General features: G+C 67.6%; 15 protein-coding genes. 7 read left to right on the plus strand and 8 right to left on the minus strand.

The annotated features are described in order from the left end of the window. Positions 1 to 8: 8 nt before the first annotated feature. Positions 9 to 1,505 carry an aldehyde dehydrogenase family protein gene (locus G6N35_RS08215; protein ID WP_163803811.1) on the minus strand — a complete coding sequence of 499 codons (1,497 nt, stop codon included), beginning with the start codon at positions 1,503 to 1,505 and terminating at the stop codon, positions 9 to 11. A 155-nt stretch (positions 1,506 to 1,660) separates the two neighbouring features. On the opposite strand from G6N35_RS08215, the gene G6N35_RS08220 reads away from it, so the two are divergent. After that, a complete protein-coding gene (locus tag G6N35_RS08220) occupies positions 1,661 to 3,475 on the plus strand; it encodes a helix-turn-helix domain-containing protein (protein ID WP_246224250.1) in 1,815 nt (604 codons plus the stop codon). Here G6N35_RS08220 and G6N35_RS08225 read toward each other — a convergent pair. The 4 genes from G6N35_RS08225 to infC are packed head-to-tail and all read right to left on the minus strand — an operon-like array spanning position 3,458 to position 5,512. Beyond that, a complete protein-coding gene (locus G6N35_RS08225) occupies positions 3,458 to 4,258 on the minus strand; it encodes a TrmH family RNA methyltransferase (protein WP_246224566.1) in 801 nt (266 codons plus the stop codon). The genes G6N35_RS08220 and G6N35_RS08225 overlap by 18 nt on opposite strands. Further along, positions 4,258 to 4,647 carry a 50S ribosomal protein L20 gene (gene rplT / locus G6N35_RS08230; protein WP_011780528.1) on the minus strand — a complete coding sequence of 130 codons (390 nt, stop codon included), beginning with the start codon at positions 4,645 to 4,647 and terminating at the stop codon, positions 4,258 to 4,260. Before rplT ends, G6N35_RS08225 begins: the two co-directional genes overlap by 1 nt. A 48-nt stretch (positions 4,648 to 4,695) precedes the next feature. Then, a complete protein-coding gene (gene rpmI, locus G6N35_RS08235; protein WP_163803814.1) occupies positions 4,696 to 4,890 on the minus strand; it encodes a 50S ribosomal protein L35 in 195 nt (64 codons plus the stop codon). A 22-nt stretch (positions 4,891 to 4,912) separates the two neighbouring features. Next, the gene (infC, locus tag G6N35_RS08240) at positions 4,913 to 5,512 is read right to left on the minus strand and encodes a translation initiation factor IF-3 (RefSeq protein ID WP_163807547.1); all 600 of its coding nucleotides are present in this window, start codon (positions 5,510 to 5,512) and stop codon (positions 4,913 to 4,915) included. A gap of 300 nt (positions 5,513 to 5,812) precedes the next feature. On the opposite strand from infC, the gene G6N35_RS08245 reads away from it, so the two are divergent. The 4 genes from G6N35_RS08245 (at position 5,813) to G6N35_RS08260 (ending at position 11,423) form a co-directional block, all read left to right on the plus strand. Continuing rightward, on the plus strand, positions 5,813 to 6,148 hold the full coding sequence (locus G6N35_RS08245) for a DUF1844 domain-containing protein (RefSeq protein WP_163803815.1): 336 nt from the start codon (positions 5,813 to 5,815) through the stop codon (positions 6,146 to 6,148). 43 nt (positions 6,149 to 6,191) lie between these two features. After that, positions 6,192 to 9,509, plus strand: coding sequence for a bifunctional lysylphosphatidylglycerol synthetase/lysine--tRNA ligase LysX (lysX, locus tag G6N35_RS08250; RefSeq protein WP_163803816.1), 3,318 nt, complete (start codon positions 6,192 to 6,194; stop codon positions 9,507 to 9,509). Between the two features lie 71 nt (positions 9,510 to 9,580). Next, a complete protein-coding gene (locus G6N35_RS08255) occupies positions 9,581 to 11,080 on the plus strand; it encodes an alpha/beta hydrolase (RefSeq protein WP_407664519.1) in 1,500 nt (499 codons plus the stop codon). A 40-nt stretch (positions 11,081 to 11,120) separates the two neighbouring features. Next, a complete protein-coding gene (locus G6N35_RS08260; RefSeq protein WP_407664520.1) occupies positions 11,121 to 11,423 on the plus strand; it encodes a PspA/IM30 family protein in 303 nt (100 codons plus the stop codon). A 36-nt stretch (positions 11,424 to 11,459) separates the two neighbouring features. Here G6N35_RS08260 and G6N35_RS08265 read toward each other — a convergent pair whose 3' ends face one another. Together G6N35_RS08265 and uvrA are read right to left on the minus strand one after the other, a co-directional pair. Continuing rightward, the gene (locus G6N35_RS08265; RefSeq protein WP_163803817.1) at positions 11,460 to 12,032 is read right to left on the minus strand and encodes a hypothetical protein; all 573 of its coding nucleotides are present in this window, start codon (positions 12,030 to 12,032) and stop codon (positions 11,460 to 11,462) included. 197 nt (positions 12,033 to 12,229) lie between these two features. Further along, positions 12,230 to 15,151, minus strand: coding sequence for an excinuclease ABC subunit UvrA (uvrA, locus tag G6N35_RS08270; RefSeq protein ID WP_163803818.1), 2,922 nt, complete (start codon positions 15,149 to 15,151; stop codon positions 12,230 to 12,232). A gap of 84 nt (positions 15,152 to 15,235) precedes the next feature. Between uvrA and G6N35_RS08275 the strand changes: the two genes are divergently transcribed. Next, positions 15,236 to 15,913 (plus strand): MBL fold metallo-hydrolase, encoded by a 678-nt coding sequence (locus tag G6N35_RS08275; RefSeq protein ID WP_163803819.1) that lies wholly within the window; start codon positions 15,236 to 15,238, stop codon positions 15,911 to 15,913. 38 nt (positions 15,914 to 15,951) lie between these two features. Next, a complete protein-coding gene (locus G6N35_RS08280; protein WP_163807550.1) occupies positions 15,952 to 16,173 on the plus strand; it encodes an Rv1893 family protein in 222 nt (73 codons plus the stop codon). A gap of 6 nt (positions 16,174 to 16,179) precedes the next feature. On the opposite strand, the gene G6N35_RS08285 is transcribed toward G6N35_RS08280, so the two are convergent. Next, a complete protein-coding gene (locus tag G6N35_RS08285) occupies positions 16,180 to 17,202 on the minus strand; it encodes a magnesium transporter CorA family protein (protein ID WP_163803820.1) in 1,023 nt (340 codons plus the stop codon). Positions 17,203 to 17,209: the final 7 nt, after the last annotated feature.

The following is a 17,209-nucleotide window of genomic DNA, read 5'->3' on the forward strand; positions in this document are numbered from 1 at the left end:
TCTCACAGTCAGTTCAGCCGGCTCGGCGGCTCCGCGCCGTACCAGTCGACCGGTTCGGCGGCGGTCCTGACCACGACGGTCTTGATCCAAGAGAAGTCGTCGAAGGACTCGGTGCCCGCGTCCTTGCCGAGGCCGGACTCCTTGACACCACCCCAGGGCAACGACGGCTCGAGCCGGTGATGGTCGTTGACCCAGACCATTCCGGCCACGATCCGGCCGGCGACCCGGTGTGCGCGGGCGACATCCGTCGTCCAGATCCCGGCACCCAGGCCGTAGCGGTTGTCGTTGGCCATGCGCACGGCTTGCGCTTCGTCGTCAAAGGGAATCACGACCGCCACCGGACCGAAGATCTCCTGGGTGGCCACCGCCATGTCCATGGTGGCGTCGCACAGCACGGTCGGCTCCAGGAAGAAGCCGGACCGCAGCCGCGCGTCGAGGGCGGGAACACCGCCACCGGCGGCTATCCGCGCGCCCTCGGCGACACCGCAGTCGATCAGCTTTCGCACCTTGTCGCGTTGGACGGCACTGATCAGCGGACCCATCTGGGTGGTGGGCAGCGCAGGATCACCCACCCGGATCGCGCGGGCGCGGGCCGCCAGCGCGTCGACGAAGGCGTCGTAGCTGCCACGCTGGACGAGGAAACGTGAACCGGCGACACAGGATTGGCCGGCGGCGACGAACGCGGCGAACGCGGCGCCTTCGGCGGCGGTGACCGGGTCGATATCGTCGAACACCACGATCGGGGTCTTGCCGCCGAGCTCGGCGGTCACCCGCGCGAAGCGAGATGCAGTCGCGACCGCCGCAGCGCGACCCGCCTCGGTGCCGCCGGTGAGGGTGATCTTGGCGATGCCGGGGTGGGTGGTCAGCCGCTCCCCGGCGGGTTTGCCACCGGTGACCACGGTCAGCACCCCGTCGGGAAGACCGGCCTCGGTGAGGATCTCGGCCAGTGCCAGCGTGGTCAGGGGGGTCAGCTCGGACGGCTTGACCACGACGGTGTTGCCGTTGGCCAGGGCGGCCGACAGGCTGCGAGCCAGGATGAGCATCGGGTGGTTGAACGGGGTGATGATGCCGCACACGCCGAGCGGTAGGCGCTGCTGATAGGTCAGGTAGGGGCCGTCGCCGGGCAGGACCGCGGTGCGCTGGGCGGCAAGCAGTCCCGCGTTGTAGCGGAACCATTCCGGCACCCGGGCCAACTGTGCCCGGGTCTCGGTGATGGGGCGACCGTTGTTCTGGGCCTCCAGGGTGTAGAGCCGTTGCTCCGCTGCTTCGATCGCGTCAGCCAGCCGCAAGAGCAGCCGGCCCCGTTCGGTCCTGCTCATCCGCGACCAGGGTCCGTCTTCGAATGCGCTGCGGGCCCGGCTGACAGCGGCGTCCACATCGGCGGCGGATGCTTCGGCGACCGTGGTGATCACCTCGCCGGTGGACGGGTTGACGATGTCCCGCACGCCCACCGCGGTGGCAACGCCGGTCGGCGCGGTTGCGGTCTCGACGCTCACGTACTGCATGTGTCCTCACATCCGTCGACATGGCCGGTGGTGATGTGCCCGACAGGGGCCTGTGGATATGAGTGTCGTCACCGAGTTGGCGCCCCTCAATGTCAACAGAGACATACTTTCGAGGATTGAATGTCGATAGGAACATCACACGGCAGAATGGCGGGGTGTCCGACGACCCTGGCCCACTGCGACCGGGCCGCGAGCTGCTCACCTGGCTCGATGCCCTTGGAGTTCTGAGTACCGCGGCCACCGCGGACACGAACCTGCGGCAGGTGCTGGACCTGGTTGCCCAGACGGCCAGGACACTGCTGGGCTTCGACTTCTGCGGGGTACTGGTGCCCGATGAGCACCGGCGCCGACTGCTGATCGCCGGTTTCAGTGGCCTGTCCGAGGACTATGTCGACCGAGTCAACTCCGACCGGCCGATCCAACTCGACAGCACGTCACCGTCCAGCCGTGCGTTCCACACCGGCACCGCCGTAGCAGTTCGCGATGTCACCGCCGAGCCGCAGTTCGCCCAGTGGGCGGGGATCGCCAGGGAGCAGGGCTATCGCGCGGTGATCGCGGTACCGCTGGTTGCGCACAACGAGGTGCTGGGAACCCTCAACGGCTACTACGGCCCGGTGCACACCTTCACCCAGCACGGCATCCAACGGATGACGCTGTTGGCCAACCATGCCGCCATCGCGCTGACCTCGGCGAGCCGGCTCGACGAGCTCCGCACGCTCAATGCCTCGCTGCGCGAGCAGCGCGACGCGCTGCGCCGGTCCGAGCAGATCCACCAGCGGCTGCTCGGAGTGACGCTGCGTTCCGGCGGCCTGGACGGGATCGCCGCCACGCTGCGGGAATTGATCGGCCGCCCGGTGCTCATCGACGACGCCCGCCACAACGTGCTTGCGCTCGCCGGCGACGGCAGCCAGTTTCCCGACTCGGCTTGGCGGACTGCCAGTGTGCAGGACGGCGCGGGCTCGTCACCGGTGCTCGCCGGTGACGCAGACGACTCGAGCCACTGGCGGATGTACGCCAGTGCGGTCCGGCTCGGCACTGAAATCGTGGCCCGAATCTGGTTTCCGGCCAACGACGTTCCGATCGGTCCGATCGACGCGCGGGCCGTCGAGCACGGATCGTTGGTGGTGGCCTTGGAGCTGCTGCGCGACCGGACCGCCGCCGAGGTCGAGCACCGACTGCGGGGCGAACTGCTGGCCGACCTGTTGTCCAGCCGCACCGCACCTGGCGAGGAGATCCTGCTGCGGGCGGCACGCCTGGGGCACGACCTCGCGAGCCCGCACGTCACGATGGTCGCCGCGGTGGCGCCTGCCGCCGGCCAGGGCGAGTCCCTGGCCTACGAGCGGGCACTGGCCCAGGTGGCCAGAATCGCCGCCGGATTCCGTCCACGGCCGCTGGTGGCCATGCATCGCGGCCACATCGTGATCCTGTGGCCGACAACGGCTGCACCCGTCGAATCATCCTCCGCCGCAACGCCAGATCCCTCCCCGACGGCTGTTGTCATGCGCGCACTGGAGCAATCGCTACCCGGCGGCACCGTCACGGTGGGGGTCTGGAGCGCGACGTCGGCACCCTACGGGGACAGCTACCGCATCGCGAACGGAATCTTGCAGATCGCGGTCCGCTCGGGGCGGACCCACAGTGTGGTCACCGTCGACGACCTCGGAATCGTCGGGCTACTCCTGCAGATCGACGACTCGGCCAAACTGGACGAGTTCGCCCGGCGCACACTGGGTCCCGTGGTCGACTACGACACCGCGCACCGCACCCGACTTCTCACGACGCTGCGGACCTATCTGGACTGCCGACGGGACCGCAACGCCACCGCCGCCGAACTCGTCATCCACCCCAACACGGTGGCCCAGCGGCTACGGCGCATCGAGAAGCTGTGTCACGAGGATCTCGACGATCCGGCGGCGATCGTCCGTGTCACCGCCGCGATGACGGTATACGACCTAGCCCGGCTGATGTGATCCGGCCCGGCGGTGCGAGCGGGCACTTTGGTACAGGCAAATCGCCGCTGCTGCAGCAACATTGAGGCTCTCGGCTCCCCCGGCCATCGGGATCGTCACACGGTGGTCGGCGAGAGCGGCAACCTGTGGCGACAGACCGTGGGCCTCGGGACCGAACACCCAGGCCGTCGGCGCAGCGAGCAGCTGCTCGGCGTCATCCAGATCGGTCTGGGCGTCGAGGGTCGTCGCCAGCACCTGAAGGCCTGCGGCCTGCAGCCGCGAGATCAGGCCGGCGACATCATCGTCAACCACCACCGGGATGTCGAAGATGCTGCCCGCCGAGGAACGCAGGCACTTTCCGTTGTAGGGATCGACGCTGTGCCCGGCGAACACCACCGCCGCCGCCCCCATTGCGTCGGCCAACCTGATCAGCGTCCCGGCGTTGCCGGGCTCGGACAGATCGACGGCGACCGCGATCAGCTTCGGGGAACCGCCCAGCACGTCGTCGAGGCCGACGTCGGGCAGCGTGCAGACCGCGACCAGCCCCGACGGTGTCACCGTCTCGGAGAGCGCCTTGGCAGCCCGTTCGGTGACGAGGTGCACCTGCAGTCCGGCCAGTAGGTCGCCGTGGCGTTCGGCGGCGGCCTCGGTGACGAACACCTCGTCGACCAGTCCGCGCCGGACGGCGGCCTCCACCAGATTGGGACCTTCGGCCAGAAAGCGCCCAGCACGACGACGCCCGGTGTGGCGCTGCAGTTTTACCGCAGCGACCACCCGGGCGGATCGTTCAGTGAGTGCCGGTATCAGGCGGCTTCACCGGAAGGAGCGTTGACATCCTCCGGCAGGGCAGCCTTGGCGACCTCGACCAGCGCGGTGAACGCAGCCGGGTCGCTGACGGCGATCTCGGCAAGGTTCTTGCGGTCGACCTCGACGCCGGCGGCCTTGAGGCCCTGGATCAGCCGGTTGTAGGTGATGTCGTTGGCGCGGGCGGCCGCGTTGATCCGGGAGATCCACAGCTTGCGGAACTCGCCCTTGCGGGCACGGCGGTCCCGGTAGGCGTAGGTCAACGAATGCAGCTGCTGCTCTTTGGCCTTGCGGTAGAGCCGCGAGCGCTGGCCGCGGTAGCCCTTCGACGCCTTCAGTACTGTGCGCCGCTTCTTCTGGGCATTCAGTGCGCGCTTCACGCGTGCCATGGGGGTATTCCTATTCTTGGTCGGTCAGAAGCAAAAGGGTTACGGCGCTTAGCCGTTCAGCATCGCGTTGACACGCTTGGTGTCATTGGGTGCCAGGACGGTACGGCCGTCGAGGCGACGGGTCCGCTTGCTGGGCTTGTGCTCGAGCAGGTGGCGACGGTTCGCCTTCTGCCGCACGATCTTGCCGCTGCCCGTCTTGCGGAAGCGCTTGCTGGCGCCGCTGTGGGTCTTGGCCTTAGGCATGTGTCCTCAGTTCTCGTCGTTGTCAGTTGTCGGTGGGAGCGTCGGGCTCTGGGGCGGGTTCCGCCGCCGGCGCGCCGATCGTCTGTTGCGCAGCCTTGGCGCGAGTCTTCGCGCCGCGGTGCGGTGCCAGCACCATCGTCATGTTGCGGCCATCCTGCTTGGCCGATGTCTCGACGAAGCCGTAGTCGGCCACGTCACCGGCCAGGCGCTGCAGCAGCCGGTACCCGAGCTCGGGCCGGGACTGCTCGCGGCCGCGGAACATGATCGTCACCTTGACCTTCGACCCCGCCTCGAGGAAGCGGATGACGTGACCCTTCTTGGTCTCGTAATCGTGCGGGTCGATCTTGGGACGGAGCTTCTGTTCCTTGACGACAGTCTGTTGCTGGTTCTTGCGAGACTCGCGCGCCTTCTGGGCCGTCTCGTACTTGTACTTGCCGTAGTCCATGATCTTGCAGACCGGAGGCCTGGCATCTGGGGCTACTTCCACAAGGTCGAGATCGGCATCCGCGGCGACGCGGAGGGCGTCTTCGATGCGCACGATGCCTACCTGCTCGCCACCCGGTCCGATCAAGCGGACTTCAGGTACGCGGATGCGCTCGTTGACGCGTGTCTCAGTGCTGATGGGGCCTCCCTGGTTAGCGTTTCTCTGCTGACCGGCCGAGGTAACGGCGGGAGCAGCGGTGCGGGCACCACGCCACCAGCACACTGTTCAATCGAACAGTAAGGCCCTGCGTGGAAGCAGGGCCCAATGCCGACCGATCACAGCCTGAGCTGCCTGCGAAACCGCAGAACAGACGCCATAACGGCGTCCGTGACCGGACCGCGGGGCCTTGGGAGTGATCCGCGGCCAGCGGTGGGAGTGGGACTCCACTTGCTGTCCCTGGCGTACGCCGGGACGGTCGTGCATGCCAGTCTAACAGGCATGACGGATTCCCCTAGCATCCGCGACCTGGCCGATATCCCGGCAGTCGAGGTGATCACCCGAGCTGCGGTCATGCTGATGAGCGCGGCCGCCGAGAAACTTGGTCTTGCCGACCCCGATCCGGACAGCAGCGAACGGCGCGACCTCGACGAGGCCCGCCGGTTGATCACCGCACTGGCCGGCCTGGTCACGGCGTCCGCCGAGTATCTGGGACCGCATGCCGGCCCGGTGCGGGACGGCCTGAAGAGTTTGCAGCTGGCCTTCCGGGAGGCCAGTGCCGCACCCGAGGAGCCGGGCCGCGGTCCGGGCGAGAAGTACACAGGCCCTGTGTGGTAACGCTGCAACCATCTGGCAGGCCGAGCGAATATCCTCGCAGCCTATGACCGTCACCACGAGTCGGCCAACCTCACGGTTCCGCTGGGTGCCCGCGGCAGCAGGGTGGATCATCGGCGTCATCGCGAGCCTGTCGCTGCTGTCCAGCGTCTCGCCGTTGCTGCGGCACATCATCAGGGTTCCGCGGGAGTTCATCAACGACTACATCTTCAACTTCCCGGACACCAGCTTCGCGTGGGCATTCGTGCTCGGCCTGCTCGCGGCCGCACTGGCCGCCCGCAAGCGCATCGCCTGGTGGATCCTGGTGTTCTACATGGCCGCCGCCTCGGTGTGGAACGCGCTGGACCTGTTGACCGGAGGGGAAACCGAAGCCGTCGACATCGGCGAGGTCATCGGTCTGGTCTTCCACGTGGCCGCCATCGGTTTCCTGCTGCTGGCCTACCGCGAATTCTGGGCCCGGGTCCGCCGCGGAGCGCTGCTCAAGGCGGCCGCGACCCTGGTCGCCGGGATGGCCATCGGCACCGTCGTCGGCTGGGGTCTGCTGGAACTGTCCCCGGGGACGCTGGCCCGCGAAGACCGATTCTGGTACGCGCTCAACCGGGTCGGTGCGTTCGCCGGCGCGGGCGCCGATGCCTTCACCGGGCACCCCCACGTCTTCGTCAACGCGCTGCTCGGCCTGTTCGGGGCGCTCGCGCTGATGGTGGCCGCGATCGTGCTGTTCCAGTCCCAGCGAGCCGACAACGCACTCACCGGCGAGGACGAGTCGGCCATCCGGGGACTTCTCGAGAACTACGGCAAGAACGATTCACTGGGCTACTTCGCGACCCGCCGCGACAAGTCGGTGGTGTTCGCGCCCAACGGCCGCGCGGCGATCACCTATCGCGTCGAGGTCGGCGTGTGTCTGGCCAGTGGCGACCCGATCGGGGACCCGCGCGCCTGGCAGGCGGCCATCGGCGCATGGCTGGACCTGTGCCAGACCTATGGGTGGGCTCCCGGTGTGATGGGTGCGAGTTCCACCGGCGCGCAAGCGTTTCGGGAAGCCGGGCTCAATGCCCTCCAGCTCGGCGACGAGGCCATCCTCTACCCGGACAAGTTCCATCTGTCCGGGTCGGACATGCGCGCGGTGCGCCAGGCCGTCACCCGGGCCCGCCGGGCCGGTCTGACGGTGCGGATGCGCCGGCACCGCGACTTCTCCGCCGAGGAGATGGCCGCGGTGATCAAGCGCGCCGACACCTGGCGGGACACCGAGACCGAACGCGGCTTCTCGATGGCGCTGGGCCGGCTCGGCGACGCCGCCGACGGCGACTGCCTGCTGGTCGAGGCCGTCGAGGGCGACCCGGGAAATAGCTCCGGTGAGGTGGTGGCGATGCTCTCGCTCGTGCCGTGGGGTAACAACGGGCTGTCGCTTGATCTGATGCGCCGGTCGCCGCAGTCCCCCAACGGCACCATCGAACTGATGGTCAGTGAACTCATGCAGAACGCCGAAGACATTGGTGTGAGCCGGGTTTCACTCAACTTCGCCATGTTCCGGTCGGCCTTCGAACAAGGTGCGCAGCTCGGTGCAGGCCCGGTGGCGCGGTTGTGGCGGGCGCTGCTGGTGTTCTTCTCCAAATGGTGGCAGCTGGAGACGCTGTACCGGTCGAACATGAAGTACCAGCCGCAGTGGGTGCCGCGTTACGCCTGTTACGAGGACGCCCGGCTGATCCCGCGGGTCGGAGTGGCCTCGGTGATCGCCGAGGGCTTCCTGGTGCTGCCGTTCACCCGGCGCGGCAAGCAGCACACCGGCCACCACTCGTCGGTGCCGCACGACCTGGCCGCCAGCGGCCGCCTGCATGCCGACGGCAGTGCCCCCGACACCGATCGCCTGGCCACGCAGCCGGTGGGCGAGGCCGCCGAAGCGCGGCTGCCCGATCAGGTTCGGGTCCGGATGGCGAAATTGAAAGCTCTGCAAGACAAGGGTATCGACGCCTATCCAGTCGGCACGCCGCCGACCCACACCGTGGCCCAGGCGCTGGCCGAGGCAGATGATGTCCATCTCACCGTTGCCGGCCGCATCCTGCGCACCCGCGATTACGGCGGTGTGGTGTTCGCGCAGTTGCGCGACTGGTCCGGCGATGTGCAGCTGCTGCTGGACAAGTCGGCACTCGACGGGACCGCCGAGGATTTCGCCGGCGTGGATCTCGGCGATCTGGTCGAGGCCGGCGGGCACATGGGCTACAGCAAGAACGGCACCCGGTCGCTGATCGTGCAGCACTGGCGGATGCTGGGAAAGTGCCTGCGGCCACTGCCCGACAAGCGCAAGGGCCTGCAGGATCCGGAGGCACGGGTGCGGGCCCGCTACGTCGACCTGGCCATCAACCCCGAGGCGCGTGATCTGATCCGGGCCCGTAGCAATGTCCTGCATGCCATCCGGGAAACGTTGTTCGCCAAGGGTTTTCTGGAAGTCGAGACCCCGATCCTGCAGCAGATCCACGGTGGGGCCAATGCCCGTCCGTTCGTCACCCACATCAACGCCTACGACCTGGATCTGTATCTGCGCATCGCCCCTGAGCTCTATCTCAAGAGGCTTTGTGTCGGCGGTGTCGAGCGGGTCTTCGAACTCGGTCGCGCATTCCGCAACGAAGGCGTGGATTTCAGCCACAACCCCGAGTTCACCCTGCTGGAGGCCTATCAGGCACACGCCGACTACCGGGTGTGGATCGACGGGTGCCGGGAGCTCATCCAGAACGCGGCGATCGCCGCCAACGGCTCGGCGGTGGTGATGCGACCCGTGCAAGGCGGTGCAGCCGACGGCGCGCTCGCGCCCGTCGACATCTCCGGGACGTGGGCGGTCAAGACCGTCCACGACGCGGTGTCGGAGGCACTCGGGGAACAGATCGACGCCCAGACCGAGCTGCCGGTGCTGCGCCGGCTCTGCGACGCCGCCGCGGTGCCCTACCTGACGCACTGGGACGCCGGCGCGGTGGTGCTGGAGCTCTACGAACGGTTGGTCGAGGACCGCACCGAGGCGCCCACGTTCTACACCGACTTCCCCACCTCCGTCTCGCCGCTGACCCGGCCGCACCGCAGCAAGCCCGGGGTCGCCGAGCGCTGGGACCTGGTGGCCTGGGGTGTCGAGCTGGGGACCGCCTACAGCGAGCTCACCGACCCGGTGGAACAGCGCCGCCGGTTGCTCGAGCAGTCGCTGCTGGCCGCCGATGGCGACCCCGAGGCGATGGAGCTCGACGAGGACTTCCTGCAGGCGATGGAGTACGCGATGCCGCCGACCGGCGGCCTGGGCGTGGGCGTGGATCGTGTCGTCATGATGATCACCGGCCGTAGCATCCGCGAGACGCTGCCGTTCCCGCTGGCCAAGCCCCGCTGAGCCACCGATATTGACGCCGGCTCACGGCAGGCTCACAGCGACCTCCCAGAAAGTTTGGTCACGATAGAGCGGTGACATCTTCGACGACGATGGTCGCCGACACGTTCCTGGCGGACACGGCGAGTCCGTTCCCGCAACACATTTCGCTGATGCACGGCTGGGTACCGCTGATCGCCCAGATCGTGGCAGGCGTCGTGCTGGTGCTGGCGATCGGTTGGCGGTCCCGCCGCTGGCGACTGTTGTGGGTGCCACTGGCGGTGGCCCTCGGCGCACTGCTGGCCGGCTACGCCTACTGGAGCATCGCCGACGACGGCCTGGCCGGCGACCCCGCACCGCATCAACTGTGGGTGTGGATCGCCGTGACCGGGGTGGCCGCCACTGTCGCCGTCGTGGGGTGGCGCGGCGCACGCTGGTGGCGACGCGGTATGTCGGTTCTCGCGATACCACTGTGCGCCCTGTCCGCGGCGCTGATGCTCAACCTCTGGGTCGGCTACTTCCCCACCGTCCAGACGGCGTGGAATCAGCTCACCGCCGGGCCGCTGCCCGATCAGACCGACCGTGCCACCGTGACCGCCATGGTGGCCCACCATGCCGTCCCGCCCACCGGCACCGTGCTGTCGGTGAACATCCCCTCGGACGCTTCACATTTCAAGCACCGCAGCGAGTGGGTGTACCTGCCGCCCGCCTACTTCGCCACCGACCCGCCGCCGAAGTTGCCGACGGTGATGATGATCGGGGGCGAGTTCAACACCCCGGCCGACTGGCTGCGGGCCGGTAACGCGATCAAGACCATCGACCAGTTCGCCGCCGCGCACCACGGTAATGCGCCGGTGTTCGTGTTCGTCGACTCCGGTGGGTCGTTCAACAACGACACCGAATGTGTGAACGGTCCGCGCGGCAACGCCGCCGACCACCTCACCAAGGACGTCGTGCCGTTCATGGAGTCCAACTTCGGCGTGAGCGCCGACCGCGCACGGTGGGGCGTCGTCGGCTGGTCGATGGGCGGCACGTGTGCGGTCGACCTGGCGACCATGCATCCGGACATGTTCAGCTCGATCGTCGACATCGCCGGTGATTTCGCGCCCAACTCCGGGACGAAGATCCAGACGATCGACCGGTTGTTCGGCGGTGACGCCGCCGCGTACGCCTCGTTCGACCCGGCGACGGTGATCACCAAACACGGTCCCTATCAAGGTATCTCGGCCTGGTTCGCTATCTCTGGTACCCCGTCCAACCGGCCCACGACACCGCAGACGATCACGGTGGGCGCCACCGGGCTCGGCGGGCGCGACGCCAACCCGAACCCCGGCGACCAGACCACCGCGGCCAACACCCTGTGCGCGCTGGGCAGCGCGGACGGTATCAACTGTGCGGTGGTGGCCCAGCCGGGCAAGCACGACTGGCCGTTCGCCGCTCGGGTGTTCACCGCCGCGCTGCCGTGGCTGGCGGGTCAGATCGGCACACCCGAGGTGCCGCCGGTGGCGTTGCCGGTGCCGCCGGTGCGGCCGCCGGGGCCGGTGACGATCGCGGCTGCCGGACCGCCGCCACCGTTGCAGGCGGCAGCGCGCTGAGTCATCGGGACGATGGCCCGCCGGGAGTACCGTGACTGCTATGGCCGACGACTACATCCCCCGCCACGCCAAGCCGGAACCCGAGACGCCTCCAGTGCCGGCGCAGCCACCGATGCCCGCGCCTGCGGTGGACACCGGCTACACCCCCGACGGAGTACCGACGTTCGACTCGGTCCGAGAGAAGATCGAGACGCGGTACGGAACTGCTCTGGGCTCAGCGGAATTGGATGCCGAGACTCCCGAGGGACGCAGCATCGAGGAGCAGTACGAGGCGCGCCAGAAAGCGGCGCACGACAGGCTCGAGGCGATCCGCGCCTCGATGCGCAACCAGGACAACTCGTGACCCTCGGCGCCCAGGACTGAGTGTCCACTTCTGCCTTCACCCCTCGAGATCGCCAATCCGGCGCGCCAGCGTCTGGCCGAGGCCGGCGAGCATCTGGCTGGGACGCTGTTGCTCACCCTGCTGCGCCCCGAGAAGGACAATGGCACCGGTGAGCACCGGCTGCAACCACTGCAGGTAGCGCAGCGTCCGCTGGGCTACGGCGACATCATCGGGAGTCGACGGACGCGGGTCGGTGGCACCTTCGACGGAATGCCCTTGGCCCTGAGCGGCTTTGGCCCCAAGGACCCCACTCGATACGGTGACAGCCAGGGCTGCGCCGGTGACGGCCAGCTTGGCCGCGGTGTTGGCCTTTACTCCGGACTGATATTCGGCACGGTTTCGGTTGGCGGACAGGATGCCGATGCCCCCGACGATGTGAGCGCCAATCGCCAGCGCATTGACCGGGGTCCACTTCCCCCATCCGACCGCGGCCACCCTGGCACGGTCGCGAGGGTCGCGGACGGCGGCGGCGGCGCCGTTGACACCGACCGCTCCCATCAGCGATCCGCCGAACCATGCAGCGGCGCCAAGATCGTGAAGTGCGCGGACCAGGGTATTGCGCGACGACATGAGAGTCCTCCGGGGTAGGCGGCGAACCAGCCACGCAAGCCCGTCGGTACAGGCAGCGCGGTGAGGCGCACCGGCGGTGGTGAGCGACTGCCCACCACGGTGCGAATACACCGAATGCGGCGCACCAAACACGATCCGGTGTGACGGTTTTCGGATGCGACGCAGCGGCCGCGCCGATCACGTCACGGTCGAATTGCTCAGGCGCTGACCTTGCGCCGCCGGGTGGCGGTACGTTTCGGCGCCGGTGCAGGCTCCGGAGCGGAGGCCGACAGGATCTCCGAAAGGAATTTGCCGGTGTAGCTCTCCGGCACCGCCGCGACGTCTTCGGGTGTGCCCTGTGCGACCACCGTCCCGCCGCCGGCGCCGCCTTCTGGGCCCATGTCGATGATCCAGTCCGAGGTCTTGATGACGTCGAGGTTGTGTTCGATGACGATCACCGAATTACCTTTGTCCACAAGGCCATTGATCACCTTGAGTAGCTTTCGGATGTCCTCGAAGTGCAGGCCGGTGGTGGGCTCGTCGAGGATGTAGACTGTGCGGCCGGTCGAGCGCTTCTGCAGTTCGGCGGCCAGCTTGACGCGCTGGGCCTCACCGCCGGACAGGGTGGGGGCCGGCTGGCCCAGCCGCACGTAACCCAGGCCGACGTCGACGAGCGTGCGCAGGTACCGGTGGATACCGGTGATCGGTTCGAAGAACTCCGCGGCGTCCTCGATCGACATGTCGAGCACCTCGGAGATGGTCTTGCCCTTGTAATGCACCTCGAGAGTCTCCCGGTTGTACCGGGCGCCGTGGCAGACCTCGCAGGGGACGTAGACGTCCGGCAGGAAGTTCATCTCGATCTTGATGGTGCCGTCGCCCGAACATGCTTCGCAGCGGCCACCTTTGACGTTGAACGAGAACCGGCCGGGCTGATAGCCGCGGACCTTCGCCTCGGTGGTGGCGGCGAACAACGTGCGGATCTTGTCGAACACCCCGGTGTAGGTGGCCGGGTTGGACCGCGGCGTGCGGCCGATCGGTGACTGGTCGACGCGGACCAGCTTGTCGACGTGTTCGAGGCCGTTGATCCGGGTGTGCCGACCGGGTACCTGGCGGGCACCGTTGAGCTTGTTGGCCAGGACCGCGGCCAGGATGTCGTTGACCAGCGTCGACTTTCCCGACCCCGACACGCCCGTCACCGCCGACAGCACCCCGAGCGGGAAGGCCACGTCGATGTCACGCAGATTGTGTTCGCGGGCACCCACGACGGTGAGCTGCCTGCGCCGGTCGGTGGGCCGGCGAATGTCCGGCACGTCGATGCGCTGCCGCCCAGACAGGTACGCACCGGTGATGGAGTCGGCGTTCTTCAGCAGCTCCTGGTAGGGACCGCTGTGCACCACCCGGCCGCCGTGCTCACCGGCCGCCGGACCGATGTCGACCACCCAGTCGGAATGGGCGATGGTGTCCTCGTCATGTTCGACGACGATCAAGGTGTTGCCCAGATCCCTTAGCCGCGTGAGAGTTTCGATCAGCCGGCGGTTGTCCCGCTGATGCAGCCCGATGGAGGGCTCGTCGAGCACGTAGAGCACCCCGACCAGACCGGAGCCGATCTGGGTCGCCAGCCGGATCCGCTGCGCCTCACCGCCGGACAACGTGCCCGCCGCGCGGGCCAGCGACAGATACTCCAGGCCAACGTCGAGCAAAAAGCCCAGCCGCGACTGGACCTCCTTGAGGACCTGACCGGCGATCGCCTGCTCGCGGGGGCCCAGGGTGAGTTCGTTGAGGAAATCCGAGCAGTCGGCGATGGACAGGTCGCAGACCTCGGCGATCGACTTGGCGCCGCGCTCCCCCGCCGCCAGCGTCACCGCCAGGATCTCTGGCTTGAGCCGCGTGCCGTCGCACTCCGGGCACGGAACGTCACGCATGAAGCCCTCGTAGCGTTCCTTCATCTGCTCGGACTCGGTCTGTTCCATCCGCCGCTGCAGGAAGGCCATCACGCCTTCGAAGTCGGCGTAGTACGAGCGAGTTCGACCGTAGCGGTTCTTGTAACGGACGTGGACCTGTTCGTCGCAGCCCTCCAGGATCGCCTTGCGGGCTTTGGCCGGCAGCTTGCGCCAGGGCGTGTTGGTGTCGAAACCCAGCGCCTCACCGAGGCCGGCGAGCATGCGGGTGAAGTACTCGGCGTTATGGCCCATCGACCACGGCGCCACCGCTCCTTCGGCCAGCGTCAGCTCCGGGTCGGGCACCACGAGCTCAGGGTCGACTTCCTTGCGGATGCCCAGGCCGCTGCATTCCGGGCAGGCGCCGTAGGGCGAGTTGAACGAGAACGACCTGGGCTCGAGGTCGTCGACCGCGAGCGGGTGCCCGTTGGGGCAGGCCAGCTTCTCGGAGAACCGCTGCTCCCGGTGCGGATGGTCGTCTTCCCGGTCGACGAACTCCAGGACGACGATGCCGTCAGCCAGGTTCAGCGCCGTCTCCACCGAATCGGTGAGCCGTTGCTTGGAGCTGGCCTTGACGGTCAGCCGGTCGACGACCACCTCGATGTCGTGCTTCTCTTGCTTCTTCAGCTTGGGCGGGTCGGTGAGCGGGTGCACCACACCGTCGACCCGGACCCGGCTGTAGCCCTGGGTGTTGAGCTTGTCGAACAGGTCGACGAATTCGCCCTTGCGGGTACGCACCACAGGCGCCAGCACCTGGAACCGGAGTCCCTCGTCCATGGCCAGCACCTGGTCGACGATCTGCTGTGGGGTCTGCCGGGCGATCCGCTCGCCGCAGACCGGGCAGTGCGGGGTGCCCGCCCTGGCGTAGAGCAGACGCAGGTAGTCGTACACCTCGGTGATGGTGCCGACCGTCGACCGCGGGTTGCGGTTGGTGGACTTCTGGTCGATCGACACCGCGGGCGACAGACCCTCGATGAAGTCGACGTCCGGCTTGTCCATCTGGCCGAGGAACTGACGGGCGTAGGCACTCAGCGACTCGACGTAGCGACGCTGCCCCTCGGCGAAGATGGTGTCGAACGCCAGCGACGATTTGCCGGAGCCGGACAGCCCGGTGAACACGATGAGACTGTCGCGGGGCAGGTCCAGATCGACGCTCCGCAGGTTGTGCTCACGCGCGCCCTTGACGATCAGCCGGTCAGCCACCAGCTCCCCTTCCTGCGGGTTTTCCGGGCACCCAATACATCGTCCCCATGCTATGTCGGCCCTCCGACAAGTAACGTGGCGGCCGTGACAGTCGTCGACGACACCTACACCGGACATGTCGAACCGCAGGCTTCGGCGCGCCGCACCCTGCCCGGCGCGACCATCATCAAGACCTCGGTGGGCCCCATGGATAACAACGCCTACCTGGTCACGTGTTCCTCGACCGGGCAGAGCCTGCTCATCGACGCCGCCAACGACCCGCAGCTGCTGGTCGAGCTCGTCGGCGAGCACGCGCCCAAACTGGCCCTGATCCTCACCAGCCACCAGCACTTCGACCACTGGCAGGCGCTGGCCGCAGTGGCCGAGGCCACCGGCGCCCCGACGGCGGCCCACCAGCTCGACGCCGAACCGCTGCCGGTCACGCCGGACCGCCTGCTGGCCGGCGGTGACACCATCGACGTCGGCGACCTCACCTTCGACGTCATCCACCTGCGGGGCCACACCCCCGGATCGGTCGCACTGGCACTGCGCCCAAGCGGCGAACGTACCGCCACGCACCTGTTCACCGGGGACTGCCTGTTCCCGGGTGGCGTCGGAAAGACTTGGGAGCCAGGCGCTTTCGAGGAGCTACTCAGTGACGTCAGCAGCCGCCTGTTCGACGTGTACGGCGATGACACCGTGGTCTACCCCGGTCACGGCGACGACACCACGCTGGGGGCCGAGCGCCCGCATCTGCAGGACTGGCGCGAACGCGGCTGGTGACGTCTAGTGTCGAGACCATCCACTACCAGGAGGGTCTGATGGGCTTCGATCCAAAGAACGCACTCGACGCGGCCAGGGATATCGCCACCCACGCCGTCGAGAAGGCCTCCGACATCGTCGAAGACGCCGCTCACGTGCTCCGGGGCAATGTCACCGAGGGCGTCGGTGCGATTGTTCAGGACTCCGTCGACATCGCCACCCACGCGGTGGAACGCACCAAAGAGGTGTTCACCGGCGGCGACGAAGACGTCGAGCCTTAGCCGGTCTCAGATCCAGCCGCGTCGTTTGAACGCCACGTAGAGCAGGGTCGAGGCGATCAGGATGATCGCGGCGCTCGCGATCACCCCGGCCGGATTGTTGAAGCCCGGGTACGGCACATTCTGGCCGTACCAGCCCGTGACGGCGGTCGGCACCGCGATGATGGCCGCCCATCCGGTGAGCTTCTTCATGATGGTGTTCAAACGGGCGTCCTGCAGCGACAGATTCGTCTCGAAGACGGTGGTGATCATGTCGCGCAGCGACTCGGTCCACTCGGCCGCCCTGATGACGTGGTCATAGAGGTCGGCGTACCAGCTGTCCAGTTCGACGGTGTCGCCGCGCTCGGCTCGACGGCGCATGATCGTGTTGATCACTTCCCGCATCGGAAGCACGATCCGGCGCAGTTCGACGAGTTCCTTGCGCAACCGGTAGGTGTCGCGCTGGATCTTGCGCGTCTGCGCCCGTTCGTCGAACAGTCCGTCCTCGAGTGCCTCGATGGCGTCGTCGAGGTCCTGGATGGTCTCGAACTGGCCGTCCACGATCACGTCGAGCAGTCCGTGCAGCAGGGCCGGACTACCCAGCCGCAGCAGATCGGCATTGTCATCCCAGCGGCGAACCGCCTCGTCGATGTCGAAAACCGGTTGGGCAGGGTCGATTTCGTGCCGAACCGTGACGATGCCGCCGTGCAGCACGAAGATCGACACCCGTGCGGTGAGGAGCCGGGACTCCAGATCATTGGCCAGCTGCGGGCCCAGCGCGGTGGCATACACCGTGAGGAACGTGTGGGTGGCGTAGCGGGTCGCCTTGGTCCGCTCACTGCGCTCGACGACATCTTCGACCGCATGCTGATCGAGGCCGAGTTCATCGGCCAGCCGGCACAGCATGTCGTGGTCGGGGTTGCACAGATCCACCCAGACCAGTCCGTCGTCCTCACCAAGGTGGACCGACACATCCGCGAGCGGAAAATCCTCGGCCTTCAGCTCACCTGCAACCCAGAGCCTGGTACGAGCAGTGTTCGGCGGGGTACTCACGAACTCG

The sequence above is a fragment of the Mycolicibacterium anyangense genome (assembly GCF_010731855.1).
Taxonomy (GTDB): Bacteria; Actinomycetota; Actinomycetes; order Mycobacteriales; family Mycobacteriaceae; genus Mycobacterium; species Mycobacterium anyangense.